Source organism: Arthrobacter sp. P1_B11, assembly GCF_056406715.1.
Genome location: NZ_JBFTZQ010000013.1, coordinates 95959 through 107289 on the forward strand (window position 1 = coordinate 95959; position 11331 = coordinate 107289).

General features: G+C 66.1%; 10 protein-coding genes. 6 read left to right on the plus strand and 4 right to left on the minus strand.

The features are described from left to right. Positions 1-3 precede the first annotated feature (3 nt). From AC1D14_RS12660 to AC1D14_RS12670, 3 genes are all read right to left on the minus strand, one after another. Positions 4-2253 (minus strand): RNA degradosome polyphosphate kinase, encoded by a 2250-nt coding sequence (locus tag AC1D14_RS12660; RefSeq protein ID WP_476876091.1) that lies wholly within the window; start codon positions 2251-2253, stop codon positions 4-6. A gap of 105 nt (positions 2254-2358) precedes the next feature. After that, the gene (gene mshD / locus AC1D14_RS12665) at positions 2359-3330 is read right to left on the minus strand and encodes a mycothiol synthase (protein ID WP_476968588.1); all 972 of its coding nucleotides are present in this window, start codon (positions 3328-3330) and stop codon (positions 2359-2361) included. A gap of 241 nt (positions 3331-3571) precedes the next feature. Then, complete coding sequence (locus tag AC1D14_RS12670; RefSeq protein WP_230117535.1) at positions 3572-4270, minus strand: winged helix-turn-helix transcriptional regulator; 699 nt, start codon at positions 4268-4270, stop codon at positions 3572-3574. 321 nt (positions 4271-4591) lie between these two features. Here AC1D14_RS12670 and AC1D14_RS12675 point away from each other — a divergent pair, with 321 nt between their 5' ends. From AC1D14_RS12675 to AC1D14_RS12700, 6 genes are all read left to right on the plus strand, one after another. Then, the gene (locus tag AC1D14_RS12675; RefSeq protein WP_476882122.1) at positions 4592-5371 is read left to right on the plus strand and encodes a permease; all 780 of its coding nucleotides are present in this window, start codon (positions 4592-4594) and stop codon (positions 5369-5371) included. Positions 5372-5541: 170 nt separating this feature from the next. Beyond that, on the plus strand, positions 5542-6174 hold the full coding sequence (locus AC1D14_RS12680) for a nitrobindin family protein (RefSeq protein WP_230117536.1): 633 nt from the start codon (positions 5542-5544) through the stop codon (positions 6172-6174). A 121-nt stretch (positions 6175-6295) separates the two neighbouring features. After that, positions 6296-7018 (plus strand): flavodoxin family protein, encoded by a 723-nt coding sequence (locus AC1D14_RS12685; RefSeq protein ID WP_476968589.1) that lies wholly within the window; start codon positions 6296-6298, stop codon positions 7016-7018. A 73-nt stretch (positions 7019-7091) separates the two neighbouring features. After that, positions 7092-8177, plus strand: a complete 1086-nt coding sequence (gene ygfZ / locus AC1D14_RS12690; RefSeq protein ID WP_476968590.1) for a CAF17-like 4Fe-4S cluster assembly/insertion protein YgfZ — start codon at positions 7092-7094, stop codon at positions 8175-8177. Then, entirely contained in the window at positions 8174-8599 is a 426-nt protein-coding gene (locus AC1D14_RS12695; protein WP_476876086.1) for an ankyrin repeat domain-containing protein, read from the plus strand. The genes ygfZ and AC1D14_RS12695 overlap by 4 nt, the downstream gene beginning before the upstream one ends. 64 nt (positions 8600-8663) lie before the next feature. After that, positions 8664-10178 carry a DHA2 family efflux MFS transporter permease subunit gene (locus AC1D14_RS12700; RefSeq protein WP_476882120.1) on the plus strand — a complete coding sequence of 505 codons (1515 nt, stop codon included), beginning with the start codon at positions 8664-8666 and terminating at the stop codon, positions 10176-10178. 106 nt (positions 10179-10284) lie between these two features. Here AC1D14_RS12700 and AC1D14_RS12705 read toward each other — a convergent pair whose 3' ends face one another. After that, positions 10285-11001, minus strand: coding sequence for a GNAT family N-acetyltransferase (locus AC1D14_RS12705; RefSeq protein ID WP_230117541.1), 717 nt, complete (start codon positions 10999-11001; stop codon positions 10285-10287). Positions 11002-11331 lie beyond the last annotated feature (330 nt).

Here is an 11331-nt window from a genome sequence, read left to right on the forward strand (position 1 = left end):
TTCCTACCGCCGGGCAGTTGCGCGCTGGCGGGAGCGGGAAGCCAGGAGCCAGGACTGGACGTCGTCAAGTTCCCTGCCGTCCTCGTCGAGGTGATGGCGGTTCCAGATTCCCTGATTGTCGAGGTGCCAGCTTGCTGTTTCGGGATCCATGTACCGGCGGAGCATGTCCAGGACGTACGTGGTGTCCTCGCCTCCCGACAGCTGGACCAGTGCCTCAACCCGGCGGTCCAGGTTGCGGTGCATCATATCGGCCGATCCGATGTACACCACGGGGTCGCCGCCGTTGGCGAAGGCGAACACCCGTGAATGCTCCAAGAAGCGGCCCAGGACGGAACGGACTGTGATGTTCTCGCTGAGGCCCGGAACTCCCGGCCGGAGCGAGCAGATGCCGCGCACGATGACGTCTACCGGAACGCCCGCCTGGGAAGCCCGGTAGAGGGAATCGATGATGGACTCGTCCACGATGGAATTCACCTTGATCTGCACACGCGCCGGAATGCCGGCACGGGCGTTGCGGATCTCGGTCTCGATCCTGTCGATCAGTCCGGAGCGCACCGAGCGCGGTGCGACCAGGAGGCGCTTGAAAGTGGATTTCGGGGCGTAGCCGGAGAGCTGGTTGAAGAGCTTGGAGAGATCCTCGCCCACCTGCTCGTTGGCGGTCAGGAGACCAAGGTCCTCGTAGTAACGGGCTGTGCGGGGGTGGTAGTTGCCTGTTCCGATGTGGCAGTAACGGCGCAGTCCGTCGACTTCCTGGCGCACCACGAGGGACAGCTTGCAGTGCGTCTTTAGCCCGACGATCCCGTACACCACATGGACTCCGGCCTGCTCAAGCTTGCGCGCCCAGGAGATGTTGGCCTGCTCGTCAAAGCGGGCCTTGATTTCCACGAGCGCGAGTACCTGCTTGCCGGCCTCGGCAGCGTCGATGAGCGCGTCAACGATGGGGGAGTCGCCCGACGTGCGGTACAGGGTCTGCTTGATGGCCTGGACCTTCGGATCGGCGGCCGCCTGTTCGAGGAACGCCTGGACCGACGTGGAGAAGGAATCGTAGGGGTGGTGCAGCAGGATGTCCCGGCGGCGCATCGCGGCGAAGACGTTGGCGGCCTTGGACGTTTCGGATTCGTTCAGGTACCGGGACGTGTGGGGCACGTGCTTGGGATAGTGCAGGTCGGCGCGGTCAATGCCGGCAATGACGGAGAGCCCGCGGAGGTCCAGCGGGGCAGGAACCGAGTAGACCTCGGATTCCTCCACGCCCAGCTCCCGGATCAGGAGTGCGCGGATGTTGGGGTTGATGTCGTTGGTGACCTCGAGGCGGACAGGAGGGCCGAACCGGCGGCGCAGGAGTTCCTTCTCGAGCGCCTGCAGGAGGTTCTCGGCGTCGTCTTCCTCCACCTCCACGTCTTCGTTGCGTGTCACGCGGAAGGTGTGGTGTTCCAGGACTTCCATGCCGGCGAAGAGCCGGTCCAGGTGGACCGCAATGACTTCTTCGAGGGCGATGAACCGGGCAACCCGTCCCGGCACGGATCCTGCGCGCGGACCGTCGATGGAAATCAGGCGCGGCAGCTGGTCCGGAACCTTGACACGCGCAAAGAGCTCCTTGTCGCTGACGGGGTTCCGGACCACCACGGCCAGGTTCAGCGAGAGCCCGGAAATATAGGGGAAGGGGTGGGCCGGGTCCACAGCAAGCGGGGTGAGGATGGGGAAGACCTTTTCCGCGAACATGACGCTGAGGCGGTTCTTGGCCTCGTCGTCGAGTTCTTCCCAGTGCATGAGGTGGATTTGTTCATATGCCAGTGCGGGGCGGATCTGTTCGGCGTAGACCTGCGCGTGCCGCTGCTGGAGAGTGTGGGCGGCCTCGCCGATCTGCTCAAGGACCTGGACCGGGCTCAGCCCCGCGGGGGAGGGGACCGCCAGGCCGGTGGCGATCCGGCGCTTCAGGCCGGCCACGCGGACCATGAAGAACTCATCGAGGTTGGAGGCGAAGATCGACAGGAAGCTGACGCGCTCAAGGAGGTGGAGGTTGGGGTCTTCGGCGAGCTCGAGGACCCGGGCGTTGAAGGCGAGCCAGCTCAGCTCACGGTCCAGGAACCGGTCCGGGCTGATTTCGCCCTCGGGCTCCAGGATGGCGGCAAACTCCGGAATGTCGATCCGGTCCTGGGTGGCGCGGGACGCAGGCACCTCGGAGGAGCCGAAACGGGCGCGCACCGGGGCCGCCTTGATTTCGGTCGTCGCTGATCCGGCGGATTCCGGTTGCATGCTCTCTCCTTGATGCTGGCGGGATTTAGCTTCAACCTTACAAGCATTCGCCCGTGCGGGACCCGCAGATTTCAGCGGGACCGGACAGTGCGTCGAATGACTGGACTAACGTCCGTCCAGCGGCCCGTACATCACGTCGACGTCCCACCGGGTGAAGCCCAGCCCGCGGTACAGCGAGACTGCCGGGGAGTTGTCCGCATCCGTGTACAACATGACCGCGTGCAGTCCCTGCTGCTGGAGGTGCCTGATGCCGGCGACTGTCAGGGCCTTGCCCAGGCCCATGCCCTGGGCGGCCGGCGTCACGCCCACGACGTACACTTCGCCGATGGCCGGATGGTCGCCATGCCGCGGATGGACCTTGGTCCAGTGGAAGCCAAGCAGCTGCCCGTCCCCGTCTTCGGCCAGCAGGAAGCCGGCGGGGTCGAACCACGGCTCCGCCATCCGGGCCTCAAGGTCCGCCCGTGTCATGGAGCCCTGTTCCGGGTGGTGCGCGAAGGCCTCGCGGTTGGCCGCCAGCCAGACGTCCTCATCCCTGCCCGGCACAAAGGCGCGGAGCACCACGCCGTCCGGAAGACCGACGTCGGGCAGTTCAGCCGCGGCGGTCATGAGCCGCATCTTCCACAGTTCCCGGACGGGGCCGTAGCCGTAGCGGGCCGCCAGGTCCGCGGCAGCCTCGTGGTTGCCGTGGGACCAGGCCTTCAGCCCGCCGAATCCGCGTTCAGACTTCAGCGTGCCAACCAGCCGGTCAGCCACGCCCTGGTTCCGGTAGCTGGGGTGGACGGCGATCTCCAGGACTCCCGTGCCGTCCGCTTCTTCGACCACCACAGCGAAACCCGCCAGGTCCTGGGCGGTGGCAGGATCGGAGTCCTCGTCCGGGGAGTACAGCGCCAGCGTCAGCAGCGAGTGGGGCCCGGTGTCCGCGGCGCGCAGCGTCACCAGGGTCTGTTCCGAAATGGAGGGGTTGCCGTCCGATTCCTCGGCGGCTGACAGCAGGGGCTTGATGTCCCGCAGCAGCTGTGCGTCCACGCCGCCTCTGATGACGGTGACAGGCCAGATCTCCGGATGCGCAGGACTCATGCTGTAAGGCTATACGCAGCGGCCGCCGGGCTGCCCGATTTGTGGCCGGCCGGGGTGGCCCCGTATAGTCGTTATCTCATTCAGCTTCCTGAAGCAGAATGTGAGGGGGATCCACCACTGGGGTGGCCTCGATACGTTCGACCCGTATGTCCTCCACTAAAGCAAATAAGCAACGCAAACGGCCCGGACTCGAAAGAGTCCGGGCCGTTTGCGTTGCTTGGCTTCTTGACGCCGGAGCCCGTCAGGCCTCGGTGAGCTCGTCCTCTTGCTGGCGCACCAGGGTGAGCCGGTACCCCACGTTGCGGACGGTGCTGATCAGGTTTTCGTGGTCCGCGCCCAGTTTGGCGCGCAGGCGCCTGACGTGCACGTCCACGGTCCGGGTGCCGCCGTAGTAGTCGTAGCCCCAGACCTCGGTGAGCAGCTGCTGGCGGGTGAACACCCGGCCGGGGTGCTGCGCCAGGTACTTCAGGAGCTCGAATTCCTTGAAGGTCAGGTTTAGTGCCGCGCCGTTGACCCGCGCGGTATAGCTGGCTTCATCGATCACGACGCCGGCGGCCCGGATTTCGGAGGGCAGGTCTTCCTTCTCCGGGACGGCCCGCGCCACGGAGAGCCGGATCCTGGCTTCCACCTCGGCAGGGCCAGCGGAGTCCAGAACGATGTCATCGACTGCCCATGCCGAGGATACGGCGGCCATGCCGCCTTCTGTCAGGATCAGCACCAGCGGTGCGCTGAGGCCTGTTGCCTTCAGGAGTTGGGTCAGCGACCGGGCCCCCACTAGGTCCTTGCGCGCATCCAGCAGCACAATGTCGCAGGGATCCGTTTCGAGCAGGGCAGTGGGCTCCGCGGGCAGGATGTGCACCCGGTGGTTCAACAGCTCCAAGGCAGGCAGAATGTCCACCGATGATCCGGTGCTGTTGGTCAGTAACAGGATGTGCGACATTGTTCCTCCAAGGGGCCGTCCGCGCATCATTGGGCGACTGAACCGGGCTTTCACCGGCCGGTACTGTGCTGGCTGCAACGGGCGGAGCCTCCGGCGAGCCGGCGTCTCCGGTTCCCGCAGCGGGAAGCGTAGCTGAGCTTTGAGTATACCTAACGGCCCCCAGACAGGCACTGATCCTGGCCTGCAGCGTGCCGCATTTGCGACATATGGCAGTCACATAGGGCAGGATTGAAACCGTCAGGGCGTCAGCCCTGCCCTTCAACGGCACAGCCAGGATGAGGACGCAGCGAAGTTGAGTTCAGAGTCAGAGATGAGTACGCCATGGCCACGCCGGAAGTGAGCGCTGCGGCGCACACCGGGTCCGCCGTGAAGTCGTGGAGCATCGGAGTCATTGGCCTGGCCGGCCTGGCCACCATCATCGCCAGCGTCTACCGGACACCGGATGTCCTCCTCGCCGTCGGCGTCGTCGTTGCGCTGGCCGTGGGCGTCGGCTGGCCGCACTACCTGGGGATACCGGCCAAAAAGACCCTCGCGGCGGTGATCGGCCTGCCAGGTGCCGGCTCCGCGGTGGCGGCGGCCACCGTTTCCGCCCCGGGCTACCTCAATTGGACGCCGGGTTTCATCGCCCTGGGGGTCACCTCCGTGTTCGTGGTCCAGCTGATCCGCGGAACGGGGCAGGCTCAGCGGCTCGAATCGATCCTGGGCTGTTGCGTGGGCGTCATACTGTCCTGCATGGGCGCAGGCTGGATCGCCGGAGCGCGGTTCAACGGGGTCAGGGAAATGCTGCTCGTCGCCGGCGTCAGCGCCGCCGTCGCGCTGCTGGCAGGCCTCCTCCGCTGGCCGGACAGGATCGTCGCGCCGCTGGGAATCGTTCTGGCCGGTCTCGCGGGCCCGCTGGCCGGACTGGTGTTCTCCGACATCGCTGTCCTGCCCGCCGCGGTGTTCGGGGTTGTGGTCGGGGCGGTGCTCGTCAGCTTCCGGCGACTCGTGACACTGCGGGGGACGCCGCTGAACTTCCCGGCGGCCCTGGGCATGGGCCTGGCGCCCGTCGCGGCAGTCGGATCCCTTGCCTACTTCATAGACAAACTACTCATCTTCTAACGCGTTAGGATGGCACCATGTCCGTACTTGCATATGAAATTTTCTTCCTTGTCCTGCTCGGCGTAGCGAGCCTGTCCATGGCCTGGTTTGCCGGTTTCGTGGTCTACCGCCTGTTCAAGGGCCAGAAGTAGAACCGCTTCCCCTGTTAGCAGCTTCCAGAGGTAACAACCGTGCCTATTGAGATTCCAACAGACCTGACACCCGAACTGGTTCCGCTGTCCTGGCTCATTGGTGAGTGGGAGGGCCATGGACGGCTTGGTTCCGGCGACGAAGGCTCTGAGCACTTTGTGCAACGCGTTTCGTTCACCCACAACGGCCTGCCGTACCTGCAGTACCGTGCGGAGAGCTGGCTGACCGATGAGGACGGCACCAAGCTCCGGCCCCTCACGGTCGAGACCGGATTTTGGGCCCTTGAGCGCAAACAACTGGACGCCGACGGCGGTCCCGGCCTTGTCCCCGCGGACATCGTGCCGGCGCTTAAGAGTGCCGACGAGGTGGAGGCACTGCGGAACAAGGACGGCGGATTCGACATTTCCGTCTCCATCGCCCATCCGGGCGGGATTTCCGAGCTGTACTACGGGCAGATCAAGGGCCCGCAGATCCAGTTGAGCACCGACATGGTGATGCGGGGCAGCCACTCCAAGGACTACAGCGCGGCCACGCGGATCTTCGGTCTCGTTGACGGGAACCTCCTGTGGCGCTGGGATGTCGCCACCGGCGGCGCTTCCCCGGCAGCCGGCACTTCGGAGCCGGGCAACGGACTGGAAGCCCACGCCTCGGCGTTCCTGAAAAAGGTTTCCTGACGGCTCCCCGGCCGGGCGCCTGACAGCCCGGCGATCCGCTCTGTTCCGTCGCCCGCTCCCGTGGGCTACGTTGGTCTGAGGTCCCGAGTTCCTCTGCCCGACGCAACCAAGGGAGCACCACATGGCTGAAGCTGAAGTCCCGACGATCTACAGCGACCTCAAGGCGGTTTTCTTCAACGGCACCCTCAAACGCTCGCCCCAAACGAGCAACACGGAGGGCCTGATCCGGATCAGCCGGCTGATCATGGAAAAGCAGGGGGTGTCGACGCGGCTCATCCGTACCGTGGACCACGACATTGCGAGCGGTGTGTACCCGGATATGCGTGAGTATGGCTGGGAGACCGATGAATGGCCGGAGCTGTATCCGGCTGTCCAGGAGGCCGACATCGTGGTAGTTGCCGGGCCCATCTGGCTGGGGGACAACTCCTCCCAGACCAAGAAACTCATCGAGCGGCTCTATGCGCATTCGGGGCAGCTCAATGAAAAGGGCCAGTGGGCCTTCTACCCCAAGGTGGGCGGGTGCCTGATCACGGGCAACGAAGACGGCATCAAACACTGCTCCATGAACGTCCTCTACAGCCTCCAGCACATCGGGTTCACCATTCCTCCGCAGGCCGACGCCGGCTGGATCGGCCCCGTGGGCCCCGGGCCCAGCTACCTCGATGAAGGGTCCGGGGGTCCGGAGAGTGATTTTACTAACAGAAACACCACCTTCATGACCTGGAACCTCCTTCATCTGGCCCGGATGCTCAAGGATTCCGGCGGAATTCCCGCCTACGGCAACCTTCCGGAAGAATGGAAGGCCGGATCGAAGTACGGTTTCGAAAATCCGGAGTACCGCTGACGGCGGGTGCCGGACCCGCAGCCCGGTCCTGCAAGACCGGAATACCCGCCGAGCCAAGGACGTTCCCTTTCATATGACTATCAAGAGCCCTCTGTTGTCGCGCCCTGGAGCCGTCGAAGCGGGCGGTGCCGATTCCGGCGTCGCGTCCCACTACGGTGAGCCGCTGCGTGAGCAGCGCGCCCTCGCAACCGGCACCGCCGTCGTCGATCTTTCCCACCGCGGCGTGGTGACCGTTACCGGCCCCGACCGCCTGAGCTGGCTCAACACGCTTTCCTCCCAGCAGGTCACCAATCTCCAGCCCGGTGAATCCAGCGAGCTGCTGCTCCTGAGCGTCCAGGGGCGCATCGAATTCGATGCCCGGGTGGTGGACGACGGCGGCAGCACCTGGCTGATCGTCGAGGCAGCCGAAGCCGTCCCGCTGGCGGAGTGGCTGAACAAGATGAAGTTCATGCTGCGGGTCGAAATTGCGGACGTCTCGGACGACTGGGCCGTGCTGGGATCCACCCGGGCCGTGCCGGAGTGGTCCGCCCTGAAGGTGTGGCAGGACCCGTGGCCGCACGTCAGTGCCGGCGGATACGCCTATTCCGTGGTGAGCGAGGACGCCCATCCCGGCGCCGAGCGCCCGTGGTTCGAATACCTGGTTCCGGCGGCGGAGCTCGAGGCAACGCTGGGGGACCGGCCCCTGGCAGGGGTGTCGGCGGCCGAGGCCCTGCGCATCGCGGCCTGGCGCCCCCGGCTGGGCGCCGAAACCGACGACAAGACGATTCCGCACGAGCTGGATCTGCTCCGGACCGCCGTCCATCTGGCCAAGGGCTGCTACAAGGGCCAGGAGACCATTGCCCGCGTGCACAACCTGGGCCACCCGCCGCGCCGGCTCGTGTTCCTCCAGCTCGACGGCTCCCAGCACACCATGCCGGTGGCCGGAAGTCCCGTGCTGCTGGGGGAGCGCAAGGTGGGAACCGCCACGTCCGTGGCGCAGCACTACGAGATGGGCCCCATTGCGCTGGCGGTCATCAAGCGTTCGGTCGCTCCGGATGAAATACTGACTGTCATGGACGGTGAAGAGCCGTACACAGCCGCGCAGGAAGTGATCGTGGCTCCCGACGCCGGGCAGGTCATTGGCCGGCAGACCGGATTCCTGAGGGGGACCCACAAATGACAGACCCGACCGCCCCGGGGGCACCGGGGACCGCGCCGTCGCCGGAGCCGGATGAGGAGACGCTCGCGTTGGCGCACTCGCTCTTCGACGCCGCACGCAACGGGGAGACCGACACGCTCAGGTGCTACCTCAACGCCGGCGCTCCGGCCACCCTGACCAACGCCGCAGGGGATTCGCTGCTGATGCTCGCGGCCTACCACGGCCACGCCGAGACAGTTCAGCTGATCCTCTACCATGGCGGCGATGCCAACGGCGCGAACGACCGCGGGCAGACCCCGCTCGCCGGCGCCGTCTTCAAGGGCTACACCGATGTGGCCAGGGTCCTGCTTGACGCGGGAGCCGACCCCGATGCCGGAACCCCCTCGGCCCGCGCGGCCGCCGAGATGTTCGCCCGCAAAGACATCCAAGCGCTGCTGGCATAGGGCCGGCACCGACTGAAATACACCGCCGGCACCCACCAGCCGTCTGCAACTGAAGGAATCTTTCTTGGAAAACGTAAGCAGGCCGTGGCCGGCCCTCTGGTCGCTCGTCATCGGGTTCTTCATGATCCTGATCGACACCACGATCGTCTCCGTGGCCAACCCGAGCATCATGGCCGGGCTGGACACGGACATCAATGCCGTCATCTGGGTCACGAGCGCCTACCTCTTGGCGTATGCGGTCCCGCTCCTGATCACCGGGAGACTCGGTGACAGGTTCGGCCCCAAGCGGCTCTACCTGTCAGGCCTGGTCGTCTTCACCCTGGCCTCGCTCTGGTGCGGGCTGTCCGGCAACGTCCAGATGCTGATCGCGGCGCGCGTTCTCCAGGGCCTGGGCGCAGCGCTGATGACGCCGCAGACCATGGCCGTGATCACGCGCATTTTCCCGCCGGACCGGCGCGGCGCCGCCATGGGGCTGTGGGGCGCCACTGCCGGCGTGGCCACGCTGGTGGGCCCGATCCTCGGCGGCGTGCTGGTGGACTGGCTTGGCTGGGAGTGGATCTTCTTCATCAACGTCCCCATCGGGATCGTTGGCTTCATCCTCGCCTGGCGCCTGGTGCCGTCGCTCACCACCCACCCGCACAAGTTCGACATCCCCGGCGTGGTGCTGAGCGCCGTCGGGCTTTTCCTCCTCGTCTTCGGTCTTCAGGAAGGCGAGACCTACGACTGGGGCGCCATCACCGGTCCCGTAACGGTGTGGGGCCTGATCATCAGCGGCATCGTGGTGCTGGTGCTGTTCGTCGTCTGGCAGGCCGTTAATAAGGGCGAGCCGCTGCTGCCGCTTGGTCTCTTCAAGGACCGCAATTTCTCGCTCGCCAACATCGGGATCACCACAGTGGGCTTCACCGTCACGGCCTTCGGCCTGCCGCTGATCTTCTACTACCAGATGGTGCGCGGCATGACGCCGACGCAGTCCGCCCTCATGATGGTTCCGATGGCGCTGATTTCGGGTGGCCTCGCCCCCGTGGTGGGCAGGATCATCGACCGCGTAAACCCGAAATACATCACCTCCGCGGGGCTGGTGCTCATGGCCGTGGCCCTGTTCTGGAACTCGGCGCTGATGCATCCCGACACCCCGGTGTGGCTGTTCCTGCTGCCGAGCGCCGTGCTCGGCTTCGCGAACGCCGGTATCTGGGCTCCGCTGAGTTCAACGGCCACCCGCAACCTGCCGCCGCGGCAGGCGGGCGCCGGCGCCGGCGTGTACAACACCACGCGGCAGATCGGCGCCGTCCTCGGCAGCGCCGCCATTGCGGTGCTGATGCAGGCCAGGCTCGCGGCGGAACTTCCTGCCGCCGGGGCGCCCGGCGGGTCGGGCGGCGAGTCGGCGAGCTTCGGCGGCAAGTTGCCGGAAGCCCTCCACGAGGGATTTTCGACGGCGATGGGCCAGTCCATCATGCTGCCCGCGGCCGTGATCGTGCTCGGCGCAGCGGTGGCTCTCTTCTTCGCCCGGCCGAAGCCGGTGCAGGGCTGGGCGGGTCAGCAGGCCGCGACGCCTGAGAGCGCGGACGCGAAGACGCTGTAAGCCTGCCGTGCCGCCGGGACCTTTGTGCCCGGCGGGACCTTTTGGTCCGGCGGTGCCGTTGTGCCCGGTGGCGCGGCTTGTGCCGGCTTGTGTTGTGCGGGCGTGCTCAGCCCAGCAGCACGCTGGTCTGGATGCCGCCGGTGGAGAAGCCCAGGCTGCGTGCTGTGGCCAGGGAGCCCTTATTGCTGACGTCCGAGCGCCACTGCAGCGTCAGCCCGGAGGCGAGGGCCTCGTGCGCGGCGATCGAAGCCGCCAGCGACCCCAGGCCTCGGCGCCGCCATTCGGGAGCCACGAGAACGCCCATGTGGGCCAGGATTCCTTCCCATTCCGAGTACGCACCGCAGGCCACAGGCACCTTGCGGCCGTCCTCGTCGTGGATGATGGTGTAGCGGTTTTCCAGGTCCGAGAGCCCTACCTCGTTGACGTCGTCCGGGGGGCAAAGGCCCTCCAGCTCGATCGCCTCCGGGTTGCCGTGTGAGACGGTCAGTTCCTCGGAGGGCTGCAGCAGCGGCAGATCATCGGCGAAGAACAGCGCTGCGGAGCCCTGTCCGTGCCCGCCGTGGTGGCGCGTGATGGTCAGCAGGGTGACGTGCTGTGCCATTTCCTCATCGGAGATTCCGACGGCGGCATCCAGCGCCCACTGCGGCCCCACCAGCACGGAGCTGCCGAAGAGTCGGACGAACTCCACCGACCGGGCAGAGTCCTCAACCCTGGTGATGCGTTCGCCGGTTTCCAGGGCCGTGGCGAAAGCGCCGTCGTCGAGCCCCAAACGGCGCGCCCAGGCTAGCTGGATGATGGCGGCGGAGTGGGGCTCAAGACTCATGCCTCCAGCCTACCGACCCCGGCCCGCCCCCAAGCCCGGCGGGAACGGACAGTTAAGCCCCCGCCGAAAAGCGCGGACGGACACTTACGCCCCGAAAATCGCGAACGGACAGATGAGGCCCTGAATCGCCCACTTGGGTTCTAGCGGTCGTTGCAACACCCCGACTTTTGGGAGTTGCAACGACCGTGGTTCGTTTAAGCGGTGATTCATCAGGATCCGGGTGGTACTCGCAGGATCAGAAGGATGCATTTTTCGCGGTGTTTGACCGCTTGGGGAGTACGGCGGCGGCCGCGAGAGAGTTGGGGTTGAACCGGTTCACCTGTGCAGGCT

Bases quoted from the DNA above. Each gene is read 5' to 3' on its own strand.
- AC1D14_RS12660 (WP_476876091.1), bottom strand. From the start codon at position 2,253: ATGCAACCGGAATCCGCCGGATCAGCGACGACCGAAATCAAGGCGGCC.
- mshD (WP_476968588.1), bottom strand. From the start codon at position 3,330: ATGAGTCCTGCGCATCCGGAGATCTGGCCTGTCACCGTCATCAGAGGC.
- AC1D14_RS12670 (WP_230117535.1), bottom strand. From the start codon at position 4,270: ATGTCGCACATCCTGTTACTGACCAACAGCACCGGATCATCGGTGGAC.
- AC1D14_RS12675 (WP_476882122.1), top strand. From the start codon at position 4,592: ATGGCCACGCCGGAAGTGAGCGCTGCGGCGCACACCGGGTCCGCCGTG.
- AC1D14_RS12685 (WP_476968589.1), top strand. From the start codon at position 6,296: ATGGCTGAAGCTGAAGTCCCGACGATCTACAGCGACCTCAAGGCGGTT.
- ygfZ (WP_476968590.1), top strand. From the start codon at position 7,092: ATGACTATCAAGAGCCCTCTGTTGTCGCGCCCTGGAGCCGTCGAAGCG.
- AC1D14_RS12695 (WP_476876086.1), top strand. From the start codon at position 8,174: ATGACAGACCCGACCGCCCCGGGGGCACCGGGGACCGCGCCGTCGCCG.
- AC1D14_RS12705 (WP_230117541.1), bottom strand. From the start codon at position 11,001: ATGAGTCTTGAGCCCCACTCCGCCGCCATCATCCAGCTAGCCTGGGCG.